Genomic DNA, 24,303 nt, shown 5'->3' with positions numbered 1-24,303 from the left:
CCGTTAGCGTCACTGCCCCGTCACATCGCGGCGGCCTGGACCCGCAGCGACCTGAGCAGCTGGTCCTGCTGTTCGATGATGATCCGCCGGAGGGCCGCCGGGGCATCGCGATGCAGTTCCAGCCATTCGACCGACTTCTGCACCACCGGGTGGTCCGCCGGGACAGTGCCGGGCACCGCGTCCTGGTGGCCGGGATACAGACCGCCCACCACGCGCGAGGCCAGTTCAATGCTGCGGCCCGCCCACACTCCGGCGAGGGAGGAGAAATAGTCCTCCGTATAGCCGTCCAGCAGGTTGTGGCTGCCCAGCGTGAAGCCGGCGATGGTGGCAGAGAGCAGCTCATTGGACAGGGCATCCGAATGGACGGCAGCCTGCCAGGCAGCGTCCTTGACCGCAGGCTCAGGGAACGCTGCGGCAGCGGTGGTGTAGCCAACGCGGCCCGACGCCGTGTTGTCCCGTTCCAGCTCCGCGTCCAGCTCCGCGCGGGTCGCCGAGGCGGTGGCGGCCAGGGCCAGCCAGAGACGCCAGCGCAGATCCGAGTCCACCGTCAGCCCGGTGATCTCCGTGTTCCCGTCCAGCAGTCCGCGGAGCAGGTCATGATGGGTGGTGCTGCGCCGTCCTGCCGCCGCGGCGGCGCGGGCCCAGATTACCTGGCGGTCGCTGCCTGCCCCTGCATCATGCAGCGCATGGACGATGGCCGTGTAGAGCTCCTCGCGCAGCTCTGTCCGGAGGGACGCCGGTGCGTAGTACTCCACGGCGGTAAGCGCGTTGTCCAGCAGGACCTGCAGCACCCCTGCACCGGGCTCCTGCGGGGCCACCCGCTGGACCAGGCGGACATAGTCGCGGGCGCTGAGCACGCCGTCGCGGACACTGTTCCACAGGGCGGAGAGGCTGATGGCCCGGGCCAGGGGATCCGTGAGAAGGTGCAGGGATTCCATCAGCGTGAGCAGTGAGTGCTGATCGAAGCGGATCTTCGCGTACGTCAGGTCCTCATCATTGATCAGCAGCAGCGCCGGGCGGTTTCTCCCGGTCAGCTCGGGCACCTCGGTCCGTGCGCCGGCAACATCCACTTCAATGCTGTCGGTACGCGCCAGGAACCCTGCGTCGTCGAAGTCGTACAGTCCGATGCGAAGCCGGTGCGGGCGCGGAACCTGTTCCCCGCTCACCGGATCCGGCGCGTTCTGCCGAATCGCCACGGAGGTGTAGTTCCCGGCGTCGTCAGTCTCTGTCTCCGGCACGAGCACCGGCACCCCGGCGGTCTGCAGCCACTGCCGCGACCACTGGCCCATGTCCCGGCCGGAGGCAGCCTCGAGGGCCGCAAGGAGGTCCGCCAGTGTGGTGTTGCCGAAGGCATGGTCGCGGAAGTAGCCGCGTGCCGCTTCGATGAAGGTGTCGAACCCGACGTAGGCCACCAGCTGTTTGAGCACCGAGGCGCCCTTGGCGTAGGTGATGCCGTCGAAGTTCTGCTTCGCCGCTTCCAGGTTCGGGATGTCCGCGACAATGGGGTGCGTGGTGGGCAGCTGGTCCTGCACGTAGGCCCAGGCCTTGCGCCGGTTCGCGAAGCTCACCCAGGAATTGGTGAAGTCCGTGGCCCGGTCCACGGCGAGGGCTCCCATGTAGTCAGCGAAGGACTCTTTGAGCCACAGGTCGTCCCACCACTGCATGGTGACCAGGTCACCGAACCACATGTGGGCCATCTCGTGGAGGATGGTGTTGGCACGTGCCTCGTACTGGGCTTCCGTGGCGCGGGAGCGGAAAACATACGCCTCCGTGAAGGTCACCAGGCCGGGGTTTTCCATGGCCCCCAGGTTGTACTCGGGCACAAAGGCCTGGTCATATTTGCCGAACGGGTACGGGTAGGCAAAGAGGCGGTGGAAATAGTCCAGGCCGCGCTTCGTGACCGCAAAGATGTTCTCCGGATCGAAGTACTCCGCCAGTGAGGACCGGCAGTAGGCCGCCAGCGGCACGTGCAGCTCCGTGCCGTCCTCGAGGGTCAGGGACCACTGATCCTCGGCCCGATGGTACGGGCCAGCCAGGACGGTGGTGATGTAGGTGGAAATGCGCTGCGTGGGTGCGAACTCCCAGCGGCTCAGGGCGCCGTCGCCCGCCGGGGTGCGGGAGGTTTCAACCCCGTTCGAAGCTACCTGCCAGCCGGCAGGGGCGGTGACCGAAAAGGCAAAGGAAGCCTTCAGGTCCGGCTGTTCGAAATTGGCGAAGACCCGGCGTGCGTCGGCTGGTTCGTACTGGGTGTACAGGTACGTCTGCCCGTCGGCAGGGTCCAGGAACCGGTGCAGGCCTTCGCCGCTGCGGCTGTACAGAGCCGTACCGTCCACGGTGACGGTATTCTCGGCCTGCAGGTCGGGGAGGTGGATGCGCGACGAGTCAACGGCGGCGGCCAGGTCCAGTTCCCGGCCGTTCAGCACCACGGAGGAAATCCCGCCGTGGATGAAGTCGAGGAAGGTGGCGGCCCCCGGTTCGGAACAGCTGAACACGATAGTGCTCGTGGACCGGAACCCTGCGGCATCGGCGTCTTCGGCATTGCCAAGGTCCAGATGGACGTTGTAGGAGGTCACGGACAGCAGGCGGGAGCGCCGGGCGGCTTCGTCACGGCTCAGATTCTGGTTGGACACCTGTTTATTCAATCACTTCCGCGGCGTTTCCGGCGTCCGCCGTTCCGGCCGGGGCCGGCCGGGTGCCGGCCGGGTGCCGGTACGGGAGGCGGCACGGGAGGCGGTGTTCCGGAGCGCGGTGCGCCGGCCCGGCGCTGCAGGAATCTGTCGCCGAGGGCCTGAAAGGAGACGACGGCCAGAAGAATAAAGTACGGGGCATACAGGTACAGGAAACGTGCCCTCGCTTCGGAGAGCAGCAGGAACATCAGCAGGCCCAGCAGGGCTATCCGCAGGGCGGAGAGTTCGGGGCGGAGCAGGCCGGGGGTCCGGTACACCAGGGGCACCGCGGCCAGGGCAAGCACGGCGAACCAGGCGCCCTGCCAAAGGGACAGGCTCCAGCCAAAAGTGGGCCGGGTGTTGCCGAAGAAGTCCTGGACGGCCCGGTCCGCCGGACGGTCGGAGACAAAGTCATCGCCGTCCAGCGTTCCCTCACCCCAGGTGAAAAAGGACCCGTCGCCCATGATCCACAGCAGCTTATGGTTCAGGAACCCGGCGTAGCCTGCCAGCCCCATGGCGTCCACCCTGGCGGCATAGACCTCCAGGCCCTGCCGGAACCGGTCCTGCGGGTCCGCGATATTCACGGTGGCGACCGCATCGGCCTCGTTGTAGCTGCCGTAGTAAGGCCCGTGCGGACCCGGCGCCTGCTGGGCTCCCACCTTGAGGAAATGGGTGACCGGCAGAGCAGGGTCCCGGTCCGGCACTGCCGTGCTGTGCCGTTCAAAAGTGCTGATACCTGCGTACGCTGCGAGGAAACTGCCCGTGACAACGGCCAGTCCCGCCAGGAGACCGGAGGCGCGCTGCCTGTCCGACAGGAGGATGCAGAGCGCGGTGAGGCCGGCGGCCACCAGGCAGATGAGCACCGTCGGTTTGATCCCGTACCCCACTGCGCCGGCAGCCCCGGCAAAGATCCACAGCGGTATCCGGACCTGCCAGGCACGGCTTCGGCCGGCGGCGAGCACAAGGCAGAGGATCAGGACGGGGAACACCATTCCCACGGTGTCCGAATACAGCACGCCCGCCCACGGGGAATAGAGCACAAAGATGCCCAGCGGCAGCAGGGCCAGGATGGCCGCGCGGCTGCCGGCGAGCATCCGTGCCGCCCAGTACGTCAGTACCGTTGCGCTATACAGGACGACGGCGTTCAGGAACGCGGCCGCCATCGCCAGGTCCGTGACGCCCAGGGCCATGACAAAGCGGAAGTATGCGGAGAGCAGCAGCGCCAGCAGAGCGTTGTTCGGGTTGATGCCAAAGTAGGGCGGGAGGGAGGTTTGTGTTCCCTGTGCCAGCCCGGCAGCGGATTCAAAGACCGCATAGGAATCCCAGTTCGCGGGCAGCCAGACGGCAAACACCAGCCGGACCTGGAGCGCGAAAATCCCGGCCCAAAGGAAAACGCGCAGCAGGATCCGCAGGCCGGCGTGCCGGGAGAGCAGGCTGGCCGCACGCCGCTCCAGCAGGTACAGGCCGGTCATCAGGACCAGGACGGCGGCCGCGGCGGCCAGCGCCCAGCCCCGGGAGTACTGTGAAATTCCGTAGTGGGGGCTGATCAGGTTGCCGATCAGGGACCAGGCGGCAAGTCCGCAGAAGACCAGTCCGGCCACTGCCGGCAGGCGGCCTGCAAAGGTCGGCCGGCCCGCCATCCGGCGGCCGCGTCCGTCCCCGCGGGGTTCTGAGGCGTCACCTGATTCAGGTCCTTCGCTGGCGGGGCCTGTTCCGTCACCGCGGGGGCCTGCGCCGTCCTCGTTTTCAGGAAGGCCGCTGCGCCCTGCCCCCTCACTGCGGGATCCGGCGGCCTGGCCGGGTGGAAGTTCCGGCTTCATCCCCGGCGGGCGGGCATCCGAGGCCATGCAGGCTCCAATCCACGGCGCGCGGAAACCCGCCTTCCGTTCCTGGTGGGATGGCTATGCTCCTCCTCGTTGGACACTAAGGTGCGTGCCTGGCTGCCACAAGTGGAGGGACGGATTCCGGGCCCAGGACGGTGCTACCGGTGGTGTGCTGCGGACGCCAAAAGCAGTGGCAGCCCTGCGCCCAGCCGGTGATGCGCTCAGCCGGCGATTGCCAGTGCCACGCCCAGCCCCAGACCCGCCACCAGCACCCACGATGCCAGGGCAGCGGCGACGGCACGGATACCGGAGGCAAAGAGCGCCCGGACCCGCACCCCGGCCCCCAAGCCGAACAGGGCCGCGGCGAACAGCAGCTCCTGGAGCACCGACGCCGCTTCCAGTGCCGGAGCGGGCAGCAGCTCGAAGGTGCGTACAAGGATCAGCGCCAGGAAACCGAGCACAAACAGGGGGACCAGCGGTGGACGCGGGCCTGCCCCGGCACCCGAGCGCCGGGCGGACCGGCGGGCCTGCAGTCCGACGGCGGCCGTCATGGGCGCCAACAGCACTACCCGGGCCAGTTTCACCACCACCGCGGCGGCCAGAGCGGCGGTGCCGGCGGTCTGGGCCGTGGCCACCACCTGCCCGACGTCATGCACCGACGCGCCGGCCCACGTGCCGAAAACCAGCGGGTCGAGGTGCAGCAGTGTTCCTGCCATCGGAAGGGCAGCGATGGCAAGGGTCCCGCAGAGGGTCACCAGGGCAATCGGCACCACGGTGTCCTCGCTGCGGGTCCGGCGGGCGGCGGACACTGCACCGATCGCCGAGACCCCGCAGATGGAGAACCCGGCAGCAATCAGGATGGGTTCATCACCGGGCAGCCGGAATAACCGGCAGATGGCGTAGGTACCGGCAAACGCACCGAGGACCAGCAGCACCACCAGCACCAGCGCGCCGAACCCGAGGCCGGCAATGTCTACCAGCGACACTTTGAGGCCCAGCAGCACAATGCCGAGACGCAGGAACTTCCGTGCAGCCAGCGCCAGCCCCGGCTTGAGCGGGCCCGCCGCTGCGGCAGCCGTACCGGGCACATTCGCTGCCACCAGGCCCAGGACCACGGCGGCGGTGAGCACCGGAACAGCCGGTACCAGCAGATGCAGCAGGTACGCCAGGGCGACGGCGGCCGCCGCAGCCAGCAGCCCGGGCGCGGCGTTCCTGAGCCCGGCCCGATTAAGGACGGCGAAGCTTCGGGGCGGCCGCCGGCCTGCGGGGTCGCGCGGGCGGGGAGGGTCAGTGGGGGAATCGGGCACGTTTATACCCTGCCCCAGCCGGCACATATAACCAAAGCAGTTCGCTGCCGCGCACGCCGCAAGCCCGCGCAGCGTACTGTTGCGCTGCCCGGCGTTGTTACCATTGGTTACCATTCTCGAGCATCAGGGAAGCGCCCATGAGCACGCAAAACAACGGTCGCGCCGCCGAAAACGTCCCCTCCGAGCGGTCCCTTCCGGCGGAACGGCCGGTTCTCGCGGCCCCGTGGCTCTATCCCGCGGAAGAGGTAGCGGCCGAGCTCGGCACCGATCCGTCCGCAGGGCTCAATCAGGACGAGGTACGGGAGAGAACGGCGCGTTACGGGCCCAACCAGCTGGCAGCGGGCAAAAAGGTTCCGGCGTGGCGGAAAGTCCTCCGGCTGCTTTCGGACCGGCTGACCATCGTCCTGATCATTGCCGCCGTCGTCAGCGCCGTCGTGTCCCGGGAATGGGAAACCCCGGTGGTGATCCTGCTGGTGATCATCCTGAACACCACGCTGAACTACGTGCAGGAGCAGCGCGCTGAATCCAGTCTCGAAGCACTGCGCAAAGCCGCCGTGGATGAGTGCCGGGTCCTGCGCTCCGGCACGCAGACCACGGTGGAGCGGACCGCCCTGGTGCCCGGGGACGTGGTGCTGCTGGAGGCCGGAGACACCGTGCCCGCCGACGGGCGGCTCCTGGAAGCCGTCCGCCTGCAGGTGGCGGAGGCGGCGCTGACAGGGGAGTCCCGGCCCTCCAACAAGGTGGCAGCGGCTCTCTCGGACCCGAAGCTTCCCGTCGCGGACCGCACCAACCTGCTGTTTATGGACACCGACGTCACCCGCGGGCGGGCGGTGCTGCTGGTCACCGGCACCGGAATGAACACGCAGATCGGTACCATCGCGGACCTGTTGGGCAGTACTGCCGAGGAAAAGACCACGCTCCAGCGCAGCATTGACCAGCTCGCCCGCGTCCTGACCTACATTGCCCTGGCCGTCGTGACTTTGGTGTTCATTTTGGGGCTGCTGCGCGGGGACAGCTGGGAGGACCTGTTCCTGACCGCCGTTTCGCTGGCGGTGGCGACCATTCCGGAGGGGCTGACCGCCGTCGTTGCCTTCACCCTTGCCATGGGTGCCTCCCGCCTTGCGGCCCGCGGAGCCATCATCAAACAGCTAGCGGCCGTGGAAACCCTCGGCAGCACCTCGCAGATCTGTACCGACAAGACCGGAACCCTGACCCTCAATGAGATGACGGTCCGGCGGCTGTATTCCCCGACGGGCAGCCGTTTCCGAGTCACCGGATCCGGATACTCCACCGAGGGCAAGATCCTCAGCCCGGACGGGCAGTCCGTCCCGGCGTTCATCGAGGCGTACCTGACCATGGCACTGTGCAACGACGCCTCGGTGGAGGACGGGCGCCTCACCGGAGATCCCACTGAAGGGGCGCTGGTGGTCCTGGCGGAAAAGGGCGGCATTGACGTGGCGGGGGCCCGCGCTACGCACCGGCGCGTCGCCGAGGTCCCGTTCGATTCCGACTATAAGTTCATGGCCACCTTCAACCGCAGCGAGGCTCCGGACGCACCCGTGCACTGCAACGTCAAGGGCGCACCGGACGTGGTCCTGGAGCGCACCGCGTTCCTGATGGGCGCAAACGGTCCGGTGCCGCTGGACGCTTCCGAGCGCGCACGTATCCTGGGCGACGTCGACTCGCTCGCGAAGGCCGGGCTGCGGACCATGGCGGTGGCCGGGCGGGTTCTCGACGCGCCGCTGCCCGGGAGCCCCGAGGGTTTGTTTGCCGAGGCGGCGAACCTGGTCCTGTACGCCATCGTGGGCATCCTTGACCCGCCCCGGCAGGAAGCCGGCGAGGCGATTTCCCGTGCCCAGGCCGCGGGCATTGAGGTGCACATGATTACCGGGGACCATCTGGTGACGGCCTCGGCGATTGCCAGGGACCTGGGGATCGGCGGCAAGGCCCTGGCCGGTTCAGCGTTGGATGCCATGGACGATCAGCAGCTGCAGGCCGAGGCTCCCGAGGTGGGGGTCCTGGCCAGGGTCTCGCCCGAGCACAAGATCCGTGTGGTCAAGGCACTGCAGGCCGACGGTTACGTCGTGGCCATGACCGGCGACGGCGTGAACGACGCACCGGCACTGAAGCGCGCCGACATCGGCATTGCCATGGGCATCACCGGTACCGACGTGTCCAAGGGTGCGGCACGGATGATCCTGACGGACGACAACTTCGCCACCATTGTGGCGGCGGTCGAGGAAGGCCGGGGCATCTACGACAACATCGTGAAGTTTGTCCGCTTCCAGCTCACGACGGCCTGGGGGTTCGTGCTCATCTTCCTGGCGGCGGCAACCTTCGGTTTTGCCGGCGGGGCACCGTTCACGGCGCTGCAGATTCTGTGGGTGAACATCATCATGGACGGACCGCCGGCGTTGGCCCTCGGCGTGGACAAAACGGATCCGGGGGTGATGAACCGCCCGCCCCGGCGTGCCGGGGAGCCGCTGCTCACCGGGCGGCGGATTGCGGTACTGGCGATGCTGGGAGCAGTGATGGCCATCGGCACCTGTGCCGTGCTGGTCAGTGCGCCCAGGATGTTCCCCGAGAGCGCCGGCAGCGCAAACTTCGCCACCACAATGGCGTTTACCACCTTCGTTTTCTACCAGGTGTTTAATCTGCTCAATGTGCGCTCCGAAACCGGCTCCGTTTTTTCGCTGATCACCCTCACCAACCGGGCCATCTGGGGTTCGCTGGCGGCCGTAGTGGTACTTCAGGTCCTGGTGGTGCAGCTGAGCATCTTCCAGGGCTTCTTCGACACCGTGCCGCTGACCTCCGCGCAGTGGTTCCTGTGCCTCGCAGTGGGCGCCTCGGTGCTGGTGGTCTCCGAGATCGGCAAGGCACTGCAGCGGCTGGTGGCGCGCCGCGGTGCGCGCCGCTCCCTCCTACCAGGGTGAGGGTTTGTAGTCCTTCAGGAAGACGCCGTACTGGTCCTCACCGTTTTCGCCCATCACAATCGGGTCATACACCCGGGCCGCACCGTCCACCAGATCGAGCGGGGCGTGGAAGCCCTCTTCGGCCAGACGGACCTTGGTCGGGTGCGGACGCTCGTCGGTAATCCAGCCGGTATCCACCGCGGTCATCAGGATCCCGTCGGTGTCCAGCATTTCCTGGGCACTGGTGCGGGTGAGCATGTTCAGCGCCGCCTTGGCCATATTGGTGTGCGGGTGGCCGGGGCCCTTGTAGCGGCGGGAGAACTGTCCCTCCATGGCGGAGACGTTCACGATGTATTTCCGGCGGGCAGGGGAAGCCGCCATCGCCGGCCGGAGCCGGTTCACCAGCAGGAACGGTGCCGTAACGTTGCACAGCTGCACTTCGAGCATTTCGAGCGGATCCACCTGGTCCACCACCTGCGTCCAACTGTTGATCGGCGCGGTGTCCGGGACCAGCCCGCCGGCGTCAATCGCGGTGCCGGCTTCCATCCGGGCCAGCGAGGAGGAGCCGGCGGTCAGTGCCAGCGAGGTGACGGCGTCGGCGGCCAGCACAGGGTGCGCCGCAACCGAACCGGCCAGGGCCGTGGGGTGCGCGTCATACGTGTGGCCGAAGGTCACCAGCTCAGGCATGGGACCGTCCGGCAGCGGTGCCAGTTCGGCCTCGGTCAGCGGGCGGTAGGCGCCGGCGGACCGGCGGACGGTCTGGGCCGCATTGTTGATCAGGATGTCCAGCGGACCGGCTTCCGAAACGGACTCCGCCAGCGAGATGACCTGTGCCGGGTCGCGGAGGTCGATGCCGACAATGCGCAGCCGGTGCAGCCAGTCCGCGGAATCCTCCATGGCCGCAAAACGCCGGGCAGCGTCCTTGGGGAAACGGGTGGTGATGGTGGTGTGCGCACCGTCGCGCAGCAGGCGCAGGGCAATGTACATGCCGATCTTGGCGCGGCCGCCGGTCAGCAGTGCACGGCGGCCGGTCAGGTCCGTGCGGGCATCCCGCTTGGCATGGCTGAAGGCTGCGCATTCGGGGCAGAGCTGGTGATAGAAGGCGTCCACCACGGTGTAGGGCTGCTTGCAGATGTAGCAGTTGCGAGGCTTCAGCAGGGTCCCGGCGGACGGCCCGTGGGCGGCACTGGTCAGCTGGGCGCCGCGGGTCTCGTCGTCGATCCGGTCTGCCGCGCCGGTGGCAGTGAGGGCGACGACGGCGCGGTCCGCCTCGGCGACCGCGCTGCGCTTTTCGTTCTTCCGGTGCTTCTTCACTGACTTGAACATCTTGGCGGTTGCCCGCCGCACCGCGACGTAATCCGGGTTCTCCTCATCCAGGACGTGGATGGATGCCAGGACGCGCAGGGCGGTCTGGATTGCTTCCGGGTTCAGTTCTTCCGGGTTCAGTTCAGGGGTGCTCATCGGGGCCTTCTGCTCATCGACACCGGCGGATTCACGGCGCGGCGCAACTTGAGTGCGCACTTCGAGGATACCGGAGAAGCAGGACGGCACCCGTATCGGCGGCGGGGGCACGGCGGAATCTCACATCCGCTGCCCCCGCCGCCTGTCCGGCCCGGCGTACTGCGTGGGCCTATACGGTTTCGCGGGGGGCTTCCGCCGGGATCCGCTGGCCCTTGCTGAGCACCGTCAGCCCGGATTCCGTCACGGTGAACCCGCGGCTGAGGTCGAGTTCGCGGTCCACGCCAATGGTGGCGCCGGCCGGGATCCGCACGTTCTTGTCGATGATGGCCCGGCGGATGACGGCGCCCTCGCCGACGTGGACCTTATCCATTAGCACCGAGTCGGTGACTTCGGCGTGGGAGGACACGTAGACATCCTGGGCAAGCACCGAACCGGTCACCGTTCCGCCGGAGATAACAGTGCCGTCGGAGACAATCGAGTCGATGGCCGTACCCGGCTGGTCCGACGCGCTGCGGACAAACTTCGCGGGCGGAGAGATGCTCTGCCGGGTGTAGATGGGCCACTGCAGGTTGTACAGGTTGAACGCCGGCAGCGGGGAAATGAGGTCCATGTTGGCCTCGTAATAGGAGTCCAGGGTGCCGACGTCGCGCCAGTACTGGTGGTCGCTGCCGGTGGCACCGGGGATGACATTGGTGGTGAAGTCGTAAACGGCGGCGTCGTTGCGCTCCACGAAGTAGGGAATGATGTCCCCGCCCATGTCGTGCTTGGTGATCAGCCGTTCGGCGTCGGCCTGCAGCGCGGAGACCAGGGCGTCGGTGTTGAAGACATAGTTGCCCATGGAGGCCAGGAAGCTGTCCGGGTCATCGGGCAGGCCGGGCGTGGAATCGGGCTTCTCCACGAAGGCGCCAATCCTGCCGGGGTTTTCAGGGTCCGTTTCGATAACGCCGAACTGGTCCACCAGGTGCATCGGCTGGCGCACCGCGGCGACGCTGACCGAGGCGCCGGAGGCGATGTGCGCCTCCACCATCTGGGAGAAGTCCATCCGGTACACGTGGTCCGCGCCGATAACGACGACGATGTCCGGCTGGGCATCGTCAATCAGGTTCATGGACTGGTAGATCGCATTGGCGCTGCCAAGGAACCAGCTTTTGCCCACGCGCTGCTGGGCCGGCACGGACGCCACGTAGTTCTGCAGCTGGGTGGACAGCCGCCAGGTCTCGGAGATATGCCGGTCCAGGCTGTGGGATTTGTACTGTGTGAGGACCACTATCTGCAGGTACCCGGAGTTCACCAGGTTCGAGAGTGCGAAGTCGATGAGGCGGTAACGCCCCGCGAACGGGACCGCGGGTTTTGCCCGGTCTGCCGTCAGCGGCATCAGGCGTTTGCCCTCGCCCCCTGCAAGCACTACTGCCAGGACCTTCTTTGGCGCCATTTGTGTTGAACCTCTTCCGGAAGTAAGTCTGCTGACTTCACACTAGATCACAGGTTGCCCGGTGCACTACGTTGGTTTAGTGCGAGTAGATATTGTGTCGAAGGAATTCCCGCCGGAAATCTACGGGGGAGCAGGCGTTCATGTGGCCGAGCTCAGCCGTGTCCTGGCCGGAGAAGTTGATCTCCATGTTCATTGCTTCGGGGCCGAGCGCCCGGCTGATTTCCACGGAGCCGCGGTGCACAGCTACCGGGCCCCGGCGGAACTGGACGGAGCCAATCCGGCGGTGCAGACCCTGGGGACGGACCTGGAAATCCTGGGCGGCCTGGCAGGTGCGGACCTGGTCCACTCGCACACCTGGTACGCCAATATGGCTGGGCACCTTGGTTCGCTGCTGCACGGCATCCCCCACGTACTCAGCGCCCACAGCCTGGAACCGCTGCGCCCCTGGAAGGCCGAGCAGCTCGGCGGCGGTTACGCAGTATCCTCATGGGTCGAGAAAACCGCCTATGAGGCGGCCGCGGCCATCATCGCGGTTTCCGACGGCATGCGCCAGGACATCCTGCGCAGCTATCCGGACGTGGACCCGGAGAAGGTCAAAGTGGTCCACAACGGCATCGACGTGGTGCAGTGGCAGCCGGACGCCGACCCCGACGGCGTGCGTTCCTTCGGTATCGACCCGGACCGTCCCAGCGTGGTGTTCGTAGGCCGCAACACCCGCCAGAAGGGCGTGCCCTACCTGCTTCGGGCAGCGGCACTGCTGCCGCCGGAAGTGCAGCTGGTCCTGTGCCTGGGGGCTGCCGACACTCCCGAACTGGCAGCCGAAACAGCCGTGCTGATTGAGGACCTGCGGCGTACCCGGACCGGCGTAGTGGTCATCGAGAGGATGCTCCCGCGCGCCGAACTGATCAAAATCCTCTCCATCGCCACCGTGTTCGCCTGCCCCTCCGTGTACGAACCGCTGGGCATCGTCAACCTTGAGGCCATGGCCTGCGGCACCGCGGTGGTGGCCAGCGCCACCGGCGGGATACCCGAGGTAGTGGAGCACGGAGTCACCGGCCTGCTGGTACCCATCGACCAGGTCACGGACGGCACCGGCACCCCGCTGGACCCTGAGGCTTTTGTCCGCGACTTCGCGGCCGCTTTGACCGCCGTGGTCACCGACCCGGCCCTGGCCGAACAGATGGGCATGGCCGGCCGGCTCCGCGCCACCAAGGAGTTCTCCTGGGAGTCCATCGCCGAGGCCACCCTGGCCGTCTACCGGTCGGTCCTGCCGTAACCGGTGCCGGGGCAGCACCCCGGTACGCATAAGGCGCCGCCGTCCTGCATATTGCTGCAGTGCGGCGGCGCCTTTACGGTTTCCGGGCGGACCCGAAAGCCTACTTCTTGCCGGACTTCTTCTTGGCCGCCTTTTCGCGGGCAATCAGGACCTTTTCGTCCACCGGGGCGGCGCCGCTGGCACGGAGCAGCCGCTGGTATTCGAAGGCCTCGTCCTGGCGTGCCTTCTCAGCGCCGGAAGCGATATCGGCACGCAGGTGCTCCTGGCCGTAGCCGAACGCGTCCACCAGGTCCAGGGCGTGCGGGCGGATCTTGGCCAGCAGGCGGTTGATGTACGGGCCCAGGGTGCGTGCACGCTGGGCCGAGAGCCGGCCGTTCATCAGGTACCAGCCCAGGTTCTTTTCGACCAGGCACAGCCCGAACAGGTCCCGGACCCAGGTCATGACCTGGCGGGTGCCGGCGTCGTCAATGCGGTCCAGTGCCCGGGTAAAGCCTTCCCACTGCAGCAGTTCAGCGTGCGCGCGGGCGGCTTCGATGAGGGCGTGCTGGTTCTCGTTGAAGATGGCCGCACCCTTTTCCTTCGGCAGGCCGCGGGCCGCCTTTAGGGCTCCGGCAACCTCCGCCACCATGGTGTTCACCCGGTCAGCGAGCAGATCATGCTGGGCGCGCGGATCGCGGAGGGCAATCGCGGACTTCTTCTCCGAACCGGAGTCCGCCACCGTCTGCGCAATCCGCCGCAGGCCCGTGCGGTGCACGGTCACGTCGGCGGCCTGGCCCACCACGTAGCGTGCCAGCACGCCGAAGTCCGCGCCGGCGAATTCCTTGGCGTAGTCGGCCAGCAGGCGCTTGGCCACCAGCTGCAGCAGCACCGTGTTGTCGCCTTCGAAGGTGGCGTAGATATCCAGGTCCGCCCGCAGGGCGGTAAAGCGGTTCTCCGCCAGGAAACCGGCGCCGCCGGTGGCCTCGCGGCATTCCTGCAGGGTCTCCAGGGCGTGCCAGGTGGAGAGGGACTTCAGCGCGGCGGCAAGGGTCTCAAGGTCCTGGCGGTCCTCATCGGTGTCGTGCGCGCCGGAGAAGACGTCGTCGAACTTCTGCAGCAGCTCGTCGTGTGCGAAGGACGCAGCGAACGTGGTGGCCAGCAGCGGAAGCAAACGGCGCTGGTGCTGCTGGTAATCCATCAGCACCTCTTCGCGGATATCCGAGGCGCCGTTGAACTGGCGGCGTTCGGTGCCGTACTGGATGGCGGTCTTCAGGGCCAGCTTGCTGGCGGCCACCGCGGCGCCGTCCAGGGAGACGCGGCCCTGGACCAGGGTGCCGATCATGGTGAAGAAGCGCCGGCCGGGGCTGGAAATGGCGGAGGTGTAGGTACCGTCCGCGGCCACGTCGCCGTACTTGTTGAGCAGGTTGGTCCGGGGAATGCGGACATTGGAAAAGTGCAGCCGGCCGTTGTCGATGCCGTTCAGGCCGCCCTTGACCCCGTCATCCTCGCCGCCGACACCGGGCAGGAAGCCGTTGTCATCGCGGAGTTCAACGTAGAAGGCGTGGACGCCGTGGTCAACGCCCTTGGTGATGAGGTGGGCAAACACAACGGCCGCCTTGCCGTTGACTGCGCCGTTGCCGATGTAGTCCTTCCACGCCGCGCGGAACGGCGTGTTGATGATGAATTCTTCCGTTGCGACGTCGTACTCGGCCGTGGTGGCGATGCTGGCAACATCGGAACCGTGGCCGGTTTCCGTCATGGCGAAGCAGCCGGGAATCTCCAGGCTCATGATGCCCGGGAGCCACTTCTCGTGGTGCTCACGGTTGCCCAGGTGCAGTACGGCGGACCCGAAGAGTCCCCACTGAACGCCCGCCTTGATCTGCAGCGAGGGGTCGGCGGTGACCAGTTCCGCGAACCCGGCGACGTTTCCGCCATGGTTGTCCTCGCCGCCCACGTACTTGGGGAAGGCGCGGTGCACGGCACCGGCGTCCACCAGGATCTTCAGCTGGCCCATGACCCGTTCGCGGTGCTCGTGGTGGCTCAGCCCGGCCGGTGTATGCAGGGCATCCTGGCCTGCCAGGGCCCGTGCCTGCAGGCGGATATCCGCCCACTTGCCCAGCAGGGCACGGCTGAGGGATTCGGTGTCCACCACTGCGGCGTCGTTGTCGCTGATAGCGGCACTGGCCGGGAGCTGGCGTTCCGGGGTTGAAAGCGTTTGCGTCATTGCGTGTCCTTCGTGCTGGTTGGGGGCGTATCAGGAGGAAAAACGGGGGAGGGGCGAACGCCCCTGGTCATGACCGATCCCGTCGAACAGCCAGGCGGTGAGCTGATCGGTCATTTGCTCTTCCGTGGGCTTGTCGGGGCTGGGGGGTGCAGCGATCCAGCGTTCACCGGCGGCGCGAATCATGCCCAGGGCCGCGGAGGGCCAGTACTGGGCGGTGGCGGTGGTCTCCGGAGGGACCTCCCGGCCGGCCAGGTACTGCCGCATGGCCGAATCCATCATGGAGGTGATGGCTTCGAAGAAATGAGACAGCGGCGTCTCTGCCTGCTGCTCCGGCCCGCCCTCGGCCAGCCGGCCGGTGACAAACAGGTAGACGTTGGGAGAAGTCTCGGCCATCTGGAGATAGGCCGACACCATGGCGCGGAGGCCTGAACGCGGAGAGGTGGCGGTGCGGCCGGCGGCGAGGATCTTGTCCTGCATCCGTGCCACCGCCATTTCACCCATCGCCTGCTGCAGCCCGGCCTTATCACCGAAGTAGCGGTAAAAGACGGACTTGGACGTTCCCGAGGCTGCCGCAATCTCTTCCATGGACGCGGAATAACCCAGGGTGTGCACGGCTCCGCGCGCAGTCTTGATCAGGGTACGGCGGCGCTCAGCCCGGTGGGCTTCCCAACGGAGCGAGCGGCCGTCCCCGGCCGGGGGAGAAGAGGATGCATCCTCCAATGCTGTGTTCACGATACTCAGCGTATCAGGTACGCTGGGTAACAGTAACTACCGTCACACCGAACCGTTCCACCCACCCCCATGGATTCCAAGGAGAGCGACGACATGGCTGCACAGCCCGAACCCGCCCGAGCCACGCCGGCAAACAGCACCAACGCACCGCGCAAGGCAGTAGTGATCGGCGGCAACCGCATTCCCTTCGCCCGCTCCGGCGGCAAGTACACCTACAGCTCCAACCAGGACATGCTCACTGCAGCCCTCGACGGCCTGATTGCCCGCTTCGGCCTGCAGGGCGAACGGATCGGCGAAGTGGCCGGCGGTGCCGTCCTGAAGCATTCGCGCGACTTCAACCTCACCCGCGAAGCGGTCCTGGGTTCGGCACTGTCGCCGGAAACCCCCGCGTATGACGTGCAGCAGGCCTGCGCCACCGGCCTTGAAACCGTGGTCAGCCTGGCCAACAAGATCAAGCTGGGACAGCTGGAATCCGCCATTGCCGGCGGCGTGGATTCCGCCTCGGACGCCCCGATCGCGGTCAGCGAAGGTCTGCGCCGGGCACTGCTGGACCTCTCCCGTGCACGCACCACCAAGCAGAAGCTCGCCGCCGTCGCCAAGATCCGCCCGAAGGATCTCTCCCCGAACGCACCGTCCACCGGAGAGCCGCGCACCGGCCTGTCCATGGGCGAGCACCAGGCGCTGACCACCGCGCAGTGGAAGATCACCCGGGAGGCCCAGGACGAACTGGCCTTCAACAGCCACCGCAACATGGCCGCTGCCTATGACCGCGGTTTCTTTGATGACCTGGTCACCCCGTACCGCGGCCTGGCCAAGGATGCGAACCTGCGCCCGGACACCACCATGGAGAAGCTGGCCAAGCTCAAGCCCGTCTTCGGCAAGTCCCTCGGCGACGCGGCGACCATGACCGCCGGCAACTCCACCCCGCTGACCGACGGCGCCTCCGTGGTGCTGCTTGGTTCCGAAGACTACGCCCGCGAACACGACCTGCCGATGCTGGCCAACGTTGTGGACGCCGAAGCCGGCGCCGTGGACTTCGTTCATGGCAAGGACGGCCTGCTGATGGCTCCGGCCTTCGCCGTGCCCCGCCTGCTGGCCCGCAACAACCTCACCTTCGACGACTTCGATTTCTTCGAGATCCACGAGGCCTTCGCCGGCACCGTCCTTTCCACCCTGGCTGCCTGGGAGGACGAGGAGTTCTGCCGCACCCGCCTGGGACTGGATGCGCCGCTGGGAAGCATCGACCGCAGCAAGCTCAACGTCAACGGCTCCTCGCTGGCAGCCGGCCACCCGTTCGCTGCCACCGGCGGCCGCATCGTCGCCTCGCTGGCGAAGATGCTGCACGAAAAGGGTTCGGGCCGTGGCCTGATTTCCATCTGCGCTGCCGGCGGGCAGGGACTCGTCGCGATCCTGGAGGCGCGCTAACCATGACTGATACCTACCTCAAGCTCGTCAACACGGGCATCACCCGCGACCTCTCCAAGAAGCTTGGACTGCCCCGCCCCGCCATCCTGCGCCGCTTTGATCCGTCGAAGCCGCTGGTCCCCGGACCCGTGCTGGTACTGGGCAAGGGGGAGAGCGCCGACGATCTGGCCCAGCTGCTGCTGTCCTGGGACCAGGACGTCCGGCGGCACGCGATGCCGAAGGAGAAGCTCGGTGCCATCCTGATCGTGCTCGACGACGCCGCCGCACCCACGGACCTTGGCGAACCGGTACTGGCTGCCGGTTCCGCCCTGCGCGACCTCGCGCCGGGCGGCCGCGTCGTGACCGTTTCCCGCCCCGCTGCCGAAGCGCAGGATCCTGCCGCCGCCGCGGCGCGGCAGGGCGTTGACGGCACTCTGCGGTCGATCGCCCATGAGCTGCGCGGCGGTGCCACCGCCAACGGCATCGTCCTGGCCAACGGGACACAGGCCTCAGCTCCGTCCGTGGCGGCTGCCCTGCGCTTCCTGCTCTCGGGCAAGAGCGCCTATGTCAGCGGCCAGTTCATTACCGTCGGTTCCGACGCCGGAACCCTGCCGACGGACTGGAATGCGCCGCTGGCCGGCAAGGTGGCAGTGGTGACCGGAGCCGCCCGCGGCATCGGTGCCGCCATTGCCAAGGTCCTGCACCGCGACGGAGCGCAGGTCATTGTGGTGGACGTTCCGGCAGCCGGTGAACAGCTGGCGAAGGTGGCCAACGAAATCGGCGGCACTGCCCTGCAGGTGGACATCACCCGCGAGGACGCCGCTGACCGGATCCTGGCCCACGCTGCCGAACGCTACGGCCACCTGGACATCGTGATCCACAACGCCGGCATCACCCGCGACAAGCTGCTTGCCAACATGGACGAATCCCGCTGGGGCTCCGTCATCGCGGTGAACATCGCCTCGCAGCTGCGCATGAACGAAACCTTCCTGGCCTCGGACGGCTTCAGCCCGGAGGGCCGGATTGTGTCGCTGGCCTCCACAAGCGGCATCGCCGGCAACCGCGGCCAGACCAACTACGCCGCGTCCAAGGGCGGGGTGATCGGCATGGTCCGGGCCACGGCGCCGCTGCTGGCGCCGCGGGGCGGTTCCATCAATGCCGTTGCCCCGGGATTCATTGAAACGGACATGACCGCCGCCATCCCCGCACTGACCCGCCAGGTGGCGCGTCGGCTGTCCAGCCTGCAGCAGGGCGGGCTGCCGGTGGACGTGGCGGAAACCATTGCCTTCCTTGCCTCCGATGCGGCGGCCGGGGTCAACGGCCAGGTGGTCCGGGTGTGCGGCCAGAACATGGTGGGCGCATGAGCACCACCCAGCTCGCCGAAATCCCCGCACTGGGCAAACTGTATGCCGGTGCAGTCGGCAGCGCGGCGAAGTCGCGCCTGTCCCCGGCCAAGGGGACCGGGCTGCTCCCGGCCGACCGGCATGAAGTCCGCGGCGCCGTCGTCGACCTGGCCAAACTGACCGATTTCCAGCGCCTGGTCCTGCACAGCGCCACGGACTACCTGCCCACCGGATACGTGCATACATTCGCTTTCCCGGTGGCCATGAGCCTGATGGCCCGGGAGGACTTTCCGCTTCCGCTGCTGGGCATGGTGCATCTGCGCAACGTGGTCCAGCATTTCCGTCCCATTCACTACACGGAACCTCTGACGGTCACCGCGTGGGCGGAGAACCTGGACGGCCACCGTGCCGGCACCCAGGTGGAACTGGTCGCAGAAGTAACGTCCGACGGCGGTGAGCTGCTCTGGCGCGGCCGGTCCACCTACCTGGCCAAGGGCGTCTTCCTGCCCAAGATCGACCGGCCGGCCGCATCCGCTCCCCGTCCCGAGTTCATCCCGCCGCTGCCGACGGCGTCATGGCGCCTGGGAGCGGATGCCGGACGCAACTACGCCCGGGTTTCGGGGGACTTCAATCCCATCCACCTCAGCCGCCTGTCGGCCAAGGCCTTGGGCATGAAGCGTTCCCTGGCGCACGGCATGTACCTGGCCTCCCGTGTGGTGGCCGATGCCGTGCAGACGCATGAGGGACCCTTCGAATGGAGCATTGACTTCGAGTCGCCGGTGTTCCTGCCCGCCACGGTTGCCGTGGCGATCAGCGACGAAGAGCAGGGCACTGCCTGGTCCGGTTCCAGCTTCACCGGCTGGAACCCGCGCTCACAGCGCCGGCACTTCTCGGGGTCCGTCGTTCCGTTGGCCTCGGAGGACGCCTCGGCTGACGGGTTTGCCGCCGGCACCCGGGCCTGATCTCCCGCCCTGACCTTGGCCCGCCCGGTTCCGGATAATCCTCCGGCACCGGGCGGACCGGTTTAAGGCAGCCGGCCGTTCCTTTAAGGCAGCCTGCAGGTCGGCCACGGCCGTTCCCCGGGCCCGCCCGCTGCTAAGGTTTTCCCATGATTGATGCTGCCGCCCTGCTGCTCCGTGCCAAGGAACTGGATGCGGCTGATCCGCTGGCGGGCTACCGGGACCGGTTCCTGCCGGCGGAGGGAGTCCGTGCCTATCTGGACGGCAACTCGCTGGGCCGTCCGCTGCGCGCCACCGCCGAAAACCTGCAGGCATTCGTTGCCCGGCAGTGGGGCGGACGGCTGATCCGGGGCTGGGACGAGGAGTGGCTCGAGCTGCCCGCCCGCCTCGGTGACGAGCTGGGCGCGGTGGCCCTGGGCGCAGCGGCCGGCCAGTGCATCGTTGCCGATTCCACCACCGTGCTGCTGTACAAACTTGCCCGGGCCGCCGTCGCCGCCCGTCCGGACCGCACCGAAATCCTCCTGGATGCGGACAACTTCCCGACGGACCGGTACGTGCTGGAGGGCGTGGCACGCGAATGCGGCCTGACCCTTCGCTGGGTGGGCGCTGACTACGACGGCGGGGTAAGCGCCGACGCGGTGGCGGACGCCGTGGGCCCGCAGACCGCGCTGGCCGTGTTCAGCCACGTGGCCTACCGGTCCGGTTACCTGGCCGACGCCGCAGCCATCACCGACATTGTGCACCGGGCCGGCGGCCTTGTCCTGTGGGACCTTTGCCACTCCGCCGGGGCCGTTCCCGCGGAACTGGATGCCTGGGGCGTCGACTACGCCGTGGGCTGCAGCTACAAGTACCTTAACGGCGGTCCCGGTGCACCGGCCTGGGCCTACGTAGCAGCCCGCCACCAGCCGGAGTTTTCCCAGCCCATCCAGGGGTGGCTGGGCTCCAAGGATCCCTTTGGCATGGCCCAGGGCTACGTCCCGGCGGAGGGCATCCGCCGCCTGGTATCAGGAACACCGCCGATCCTGGGCATGCTCGCCATGCAGGACATGGTTGCCCTGATCCGGGAAGCAGGCATCGACGCCGTCCGGACGAAGTCCGCTGACCTGACTGCCTATGCCGTCACCGCCGTGGACGCGCTGCTGGCACCGCACGGCGTCGTGCTCGCCTCACCCCGCGATCCGAAGCGCAGGGGCAGCCACATCACCATTGACGGCCCGGACTTTAAGGCAGTGACTGCAAGGCTCTGGGAGCAGGGCATCATTCCCGACTACCGCAACCCGGACGGCATCCGGCTGGGGCTCTCGCCGCTGTCCACGTCCTTCGAAGAGACCTTCACCGGCATTGAGGCGGTACTGGCCGAGCTCTAGGCCTGCCCGGCCTTCACCGCGAGCACCGGACAGGCGGCCTCCAGCAGGACCCGCTGGGCGGTGCTGCCCATCAGCAGCTTCCCCACCGGGGTGCGGGGCCGCAGACCCAGCACGATCAGCCGCGCCTCATGGTTTTCCGCTGCTTTGAGGATTTCCTCGGCGGAATCGAAGTCCCCCACCGGATGCAGCACTTCGTGGGGCACCTTTGAGCCCTGCAGGACAGTCTCCAGCGCCTTGAGGTAGTCCCGCGGGGCACCGGAAACGGCCCGGGCGCCGCGGGTGCTCTCCACATTCACCAGCATCAGCCTGGTGCCCAGCTGCCGGGCCGCACGGATGCCCGCGCTCAGGGCGGATTCGCCCTCCGGTGTGGGGACGTATCCGACGACGACGCTCATGGTCTCCTTCTTCCTGACGTGTGCGGGCAGTGCATACGGTCGGTGCTAGCTCAACTCCGCAGGGTCGCTGAACCGTGTTCTGCGTGCCTTCACCGCGCGGTTCCAGAACCAGGTCAGTACCCACAGCACCAGCCCGAGGAGCAGGAGGATCCCGGCGATACGGTACTCGATGGGGTCCTGAGCCCAGGGACCGATGAGGAACGCACAGGTCAGGGCACCGATGAAGGGCATGATGCCGGGGGAGCGGAAGTGCGGCCGGTCCGTGGGCGTCCGCCGCAGCACAATGCACGCAATGTTCACCACGGTGAAGACGCCCAGCAGCAGCAGTGCCGTGGTTCCGCCCAAAGCCGTCACCGTGCCCCGGCCCATGAAGTTGGTGACCACTACGATCAGGCCGACGGCGATGGCCGTGGTGAAGACGATGGCCGACCACGGCGTGCGCCGGCCGGGCAATACCAGCGACAGGCCGCGGGGCAGCACATCCTGCCGCGCCATGCCGTACAGCAGCCGGCTGGCCATCAGCATGTTGATCAGGGCGGTATTGGCCACGGCAAAAATCGACAGGAAGGGATAGATGCGGTCCACCGGCAGGTTCGGGGCCCCTGCCCGCACCACTTCCAGCAGCGGTGTTGTGCTTTCCGAGAGCTGGCCCACCGGAACCACGGCCACCGCGGCGACGGATACCAGCAGATAGACGGACACGGTAATGCTCAGGCCGGTCAGCATGACTTTCGGAAAGATCCGCACCGGGTCGTGGGTTTCCTCCGCCATGTTGACGCTGTCTTCGAAACCGACCATGGAGAAAAAAGCAAGGGCCGTGGCGCCCGTGAGTGCGAGGAACACGCTCTTGCCCGCCTCGGTCTCGAACACCACCACCCGGGAGAAGTCCGCGTTCCCCTGGCCCATGGCCCAGAAACCGATGACGATCACAATCAGCAGTCCGGTCAGTTCAATGGCCGTCAGGACGATGTTGAAGCGCACGCTCTCCGCGGCACCGCGCAGGTTGATCGCTGCCAGCAGCAGCATAAAGGCCACCGCTATCCAGGTGACCCCGGTCTGCCCCCACTCCAGCCGGAATCCGACAATGAAGTTCTCGGCGAGGAACTTGGCGGCCGTGGACGCGGAGGTAATGCCCGAACAGAGCACCGCGAACGTGACCAGGAAGGTTAGGAAGTGCACCCCGAAAGCCTTGTGCGTGTACAGCGCCGCGCCGGCGGCCTGCGGATACTTGGTGACCAGCTCCAGGTACGACAGTGCCGTAATGGTGGCCACCGCGAAGGCCAGCAGGATCGGCGCCCACGCCGCTCCGCCGATTTCACCGGCCACCTGACCGGTCAGGGCATACACGCCGGTTCCGAGAATGTCGCCGACTATGAACAGCAGCAGCAGCTTGGTCCCCATGACCCGCTTGAGTTCGGTCTGACCGGTTTCCGCTTTGATGTCAGCCATGGCTGTCCTTCCGGACGTTCACCGATACCGCATTTGGTCGGTATTCTGCGCGGTGGACGGTGCTAAGGCAATGGCGGCGGACCACCCGGCTGTTCAGCGGTCTCGGGAATCACCCGGACCGCCCCGATCCGGCGCCGGCGCACACCCAGCACCTCCAACCGGCACCCCGGCGCCCGGACGCTGTCCCCGGGCCGGGCCATGCGGCCAAGCTGTTCAAGGATGTACCCCGCCACCGTTTCATACTGGCCCTCCGGCAGGCCGATCCCGGTCAGGCGTTCAAACTCCTGGAGGATCAGTGCCCCGTCCACTACCAGTTGGCCCTTTTCCTTACGGAACCGGTCTTCGGGGTCCCTCCCGGTGTCATACTCGTCGTAGATTTCACCGACGAGTTCCTCGACCAGATCCTCCAGGGTGACAATTCCGTCCGTTCCGCCGTATTCATCCACCACCACCGCGATATGGCTGTGCTCGGACCGCATCCGCGACAGGGAGGGCACTACGGTGGCCGTCCCGGGCAGGAACAGCAGCGGGCGGACAATATCCGCGAGGGTTCGCGCTCCGCCCGCGCCCGCGCCGCCGGCACCGCCGTCGTCGTCGCCCCGCAGCAGGTCGCGGACGTGGATGAAGCCGACGACGTCGTCCGGTGAATCCCGGATCACCGGGTACCGGGAATACGGCAGCGGATGGACCGCCGCCCGCGCCTGGTCCAGTGTCAGGTCTGCCTGCAGGAAACGCACTTCGGGCCGCGGGCGCATCACCTCCTGGAGCAGGCGCTGCCCGGCACCGAAGACATCGGAGAGGATCCGCCTGCTGTCCTCCGCCAGGACCGGACTGGCCGCGACCATGTCCCACAGTTCCTGGGAGGTAATGGGCGGCGTTTTGACCCGGGGATCACCACCCAGCAGGCGAACCACCGTATCCGTGGAGAAGGAGACCAGGCGGATGACGGGGCGCATCAATACCGCAAACAGGTTCAGGGCAGGGGAGAGCAGCCGCGCGAAGCGCACGGCATTCTGCATGGCCAGGCGCTTGGGCACCAGCTCGGAAAAGACCAGGGACAGGTAGGCGATGAACAGGGTCAGCACAATAAAGGCCGTGGCCTCCGCCGCGGAGGCCGAGAGGCCCCAGCGCCGCAGAAGCGGAACAATGGCGGGAGCAAGTGCGGATGCTCCGTAGGCGGCGGAGAAGAACCCGGTGAGTGTCACCCCGATCTGGATGGCGGAGAGGAAGAGATTGGGGTTGCGTGCCAGGCTTGCGGTGCGCCGCCCCTGGCGGCCGGTGCGCTCGATCCCGCTGATCTGGCTCTCGCGCAGGGACACCAGGGCCATTTCGGCTCCGGCGAAAACCCCGCCGATAAGGATAAAGAGCACTACCAGCAGGAAATTGAAGACAATACTGCCGTCCATGACTTTGAGGGTACCGGGGTGTGCTTCCGGTGGACACGCCCGGGGGCTGTCCCGGGCGTGCGGGCGGTGATGCCGGCGGCAGCGGCAGTACCGGGAAGGTCAACCGGTTGGCCCGTTTCCCGGGCGGCGCGGGATACGCGCGGCAGGGCACAAAAAAGTCCCCCGGGA

At 67.2% G+C, this 24,303-nt stretch carries 16 protein-coding genes; 6 read left to right on the top strand and 10 right to left on the bottom strand.

The features are described from left to right. Positions 1-20: 20 nt before the first annotated feature. The 3 genes from pepN to AC5RTS_RS00995 form a co-directional block, all read right to left on the bottom strand. Entirely contained in the window at positions 21-2,630 is a 2,610-nt protein-coding gene (pepN, locus tag AC5RTS_RS01005) for an aminopeptidase N (protein WP_493990207.1), read from the bottom strand. Positions 2,631-2,638: 8 nt separating this feature from the next. After that, entirely contained in the window at positions 2,639-4,306 is a 1,668-nt protein-coding gene (locus AC5RTS_RS01000; RefSeq protein WP_493990206.1) for a hypothetical protein, read from the bottom strand. Between the two features lie 404 nt (positions 4,307-4,710). Then, on the bottom strand, positions 4,711-5,796 hold the full coding sequence (locus AC5RTS_RS00995; RefSeq protein WP_493990205.1) for a YeiH family protein: 1,086 nt from the start codon (positions 5,794-5,796) through the stop codon (positions 4,711-4,713). Between the two features lie 137 nt (positions 5,797-5,933). Between AC5RTS_RS00995 and AC5RTS_RS00990 the strand changes: the two genes are divergently transcribed. Then, on the top strand, positions 5,934-8,729 hold the full coding sequence (locus AC5RTS_RS00990) for a cation-translocating P-type ATPase (protein WP_493990204.1): 2,796 nt from the start codon (positions 5,934-5,936) through the stop codon (positions 8,727-8,729). Here AC5RTS_RS00990 and AC5RTS_RS00985 read toward each other — a convergent pair. Both AC5RTS_RS00985 and glgC read right to left on the bottom strand, forming a co-directional pair. Continuing rightward, complete coding sequence (locus tag AC5RTS_RS00985; protein ID WP_493990488.1) at positions 8,718-10,169, bottom strand: SDR family NAD(P)-dependent oxidoreductase; 1,452 nt, start codon at positions 10,167-10,169, stop codon at positions 8,718-8,720. The two genes, AC5RTS_RS00990 and AC5RTS_RS00985, sit on opposite strands and share 12 nt — an antisense overlap. 169 nt (positions 10,170-10,338) lie before the next feature. Then, positions 10,339-11,601: a glucose-1-phosphate adenylyltransferase gene (gene glgC / locus AC5RTS_RS00980; RefSeq protein ID WP_493990203.1), complete on the bottom strand. Its 1,263-nt coding sequence runs from the start codon at positions 11,599-11,601 to the stop codon at positions 10,339-10,341. Between the two features lie 79 nt (positions 11,602-11,680). On the opposite strand from glgC, the gene glgA reads away from it, so the two are divergent. Beyond that, complete coding sequence (gene glgA / locus AC5RTS_RS00975) at positions 11,681-12,877, top strand: glycogen synthase (RefSeq protein ID WP_493990202.1); 1,197 nt, start codon at positions 11,681-11,683, stop codon at positions 12,875-12,877. 100 nt (positions 12,878-12,977) lie between these two features. On the opposite strand, the gene AC5RTS_RS00970 is transcribed toward glgA, so the two are convergent. Beyond that, positions 12,978-15,080 (bottom strand): acyl-CoA dehydrogenase family protein, encoded by a 2,103-nt coding sequence (locus AC5RTS_RS00970; RefSeq protein ID WP_493990201.1) that lies wholly within the window; start codon positions 15,078-15,080, stop codon positions 12,978-12,980. A 30-nt stretch (positions 15,081-15,110) separates the two neighbouring features. Next, complete coding sequence (locus tag AC5RTS_RS00965; RefSeq protein ID WP_493990200.1) at positions 15,111-15,812, bottom strand: TetR/AcrR family transcriptional regulator; 702 nt, start codon at positions 15,810-15,812, stop codon at positions 15,111-15,113. 93 nt (positions 15,813-15,905) lie between these two features. Here AC5RTS_RS00965 and AC5RTS_RS00960 point away from each other — a divergent pair, with 93 nt between their 5' ends. From AC5RTS_RS00960 to AC5RTS_RS00945, 4 genes are all read left to right on the top strand, one after another. Beyond that, positions 15,906-17,237 carry an acetyl-CoA C-acetyltransferase gene (locus AC5RTS_RS00960; RefSeq protein ID WP_493990487.1) on the top strand — a complete coding sequence of 444 codons (1,332 nt, stop codon included), beginning with the start codon at positions 15,906-15,908 and terminating at the stop codon, positions 17,235-17,237. A 2-nt stretch (positions 17,238-17,239) separates the two neighbouring features. Continuing rightward, complete coding sequence (locus tag AC5RTS_RS00955; protein WP_493990199.1) at positions 17,240-18,580, top strand: 3-oxoacyl-ACP reductase; 1,341 nt, start codon at positions 17,240-17,242, stop codon at positions 18,578-18,580. Then, the gene (locus AC5RTS_RS00950) at positions 18,577-19,521 is read left to right on the top strand and encodes a MaoC family dehydratase (RefSeq protein ID WP_493990198.1); all 945 of its coding nucleotides are present in this window, start codon (positions 18,577-18,579) and stop codon (positions 19,519-19,521) included. The genes AC5RTS_RS00955 and AC5RTS_RS00950 overlap by 4 nt, the downstream gene beginning before the upstream one ends. A 146-nt stretch (positions 19,522-19,667) precedes the next feature. Beyond that, complete coding sequence (locus tag AC5RTS_RS00945) at positions 19,668-20,885, top strand: kynureninase (protein ID WP_493990197.1); 1,218 nt, start codon at positions 19,668-19,670, stop codon at positions 20,883-20,885. Here AC5RTS_RS00945 and AC5RTS_RS00940 read toward each other — a convergent pair. The 3 genes from AC5RTS_RS00940 to AC5RTS_RS00930 form a co-directional block, all read right to left on the bottom strand. After that, positions 20,882-21,280: a universal stress protein gene (locus tag AC5RTS_RS00940; RefSeq protein ID WP_493990196.1), complete on the bottom strand. Its 399-nt coding sequence runs from the start codon at positions 21,278-21,280 to the stop codon at positions 20,882-20,884. The two genes, AC5RTS_RS00945 and AC5RTS_RS00940, sit on opposite strands and share 4 nt — an antisense overlap. A gap of 45 nt (positions 21,281-21,325) precedes the next feature. Then, a complete protein-coding gene (locus AC5RTS_RS00935) occupies positions 21,326-22,729 on the bottom strand; it encodes an APC family permease (protein ID WP_493990195.1) in 1,404 nt (467 codons plus the stop codon). A gap of 62 nt (positions 22,730-22,791) precedes the next feature. Beyond that, positions 22,792-24,135: a hemolysin family protein gene (locus AC5RTS_RS00930; protein ID WP_493990194.1), complete on the bottom strand. Its 1,344-nt coding sequence runs from the start codon at positions 24,133-24,135 to the stop codon at positions 22,792-22,794. Positions 24,136-24,303: the final 168 nt, after the last annotated feature.

Source organism: Arthrobacter sp. MDT1-49-2, assembly GCF_059090185.1.
Note: the sequence above shows the minus strand (reverse complement) of the source record. Positions and strands in the feature narration are given on the sequence as shown.

What these genes read in the sequence shown, in the direction of transcription:
- AC5RTS_RS00990 (WP_493990204.1), top strand. Translation starts at nt 5,934, where the DNA reads ATGAGCACGCAAAACAACGGTCGCGCCGCCGAAAACGTCCCCTCCGAG.
- AC5RTS_RS00945 (WP_493990197.1), top strand. Translation starts at nt 19,668, where the DNA reads ATGATTGATGCTGCCGCCCTGCTGCTCCGTGCCAAGGAACTGGATGCG.
- AC5RTS_RS00935 (WP_493990195.1), bottom strand. Translation starts at nt 22,729, where the DNA reads ATGGCTGACATCAAAGCGGAAACCGGTCAGACCGAACTCAAGCGGGTC.
- AC5RTS_RS01000 (WP_493990206.1), bottom strand. Translation starts at nt 4,306, where the DNA reads ATGGCGGGCCGGCCGACCTTTGCAGGCCGCCTGCCGGCAGTGGCCGGA.
- AC5RTS_RS00970 (WP_493990201.1), bottom strand. Translation starts at nt 15,080, where the DNA reads ATGACGCAAACGCTTTCAACCCCGGAACGCCAGCTCCCGGCCAGTGCC.
- AC5RTS_RS00960 (WP_493990487.1), top strand. Translation starts at nt 15,906, where the DNA reads ATGGCTGCACAGCCCGAACCCGCCCGAGCCACGCCGGCAAACAGCACC.
- AC5RTS_RS00955 (WP_493990199.1), top strand. Translation starts at nt 17,240, where the DNA reads ATGACTGATACCTACCTCAAGCTCGTCAACACGGGCATCACCCGCGAC.
- AC5RTS_RS00950 (WP_493990198.1), top strand. Translation starts at nt 18,577, where the DNA reads ATGAGCACCACCCAGCTCGCCGAAATCCCCGCACTGGGCAAACTGTAT.
- AC5RTS_RS00985 (WP_493990488.1), bottom strand. Translation starts at nt 10,169, where the DNA reads ATGAGCACCCCTGAACTGAACCCGGAAGAACTGAACCCGGAAGCAATC.
- AC5RTS_RS00930 (WP_493990194.1), bottom strand. Translation starts at nt 24,135, where the DNA reads ATGGACGGCAGTATTGTCTTCAATTTCCTGCTGGTAGTGCTCTTTATC.
- glgC (WP_493990203.1), bottom strand. Translation starts at nt 11,601, where the DNA reads ATGGCGCCAAAGAAGGTCCTGGCAGTAGTGCTTGCAGGGGGCGAGGGC.
- AC5RTS_RS00940 (WP_493990196.1), bottom strand. Translation starts at nt 21,280, where the DNA reads ATGAGCGTCGTCGTCGGATACGTCCCCACACCGGAGGGCGAATCCGCC.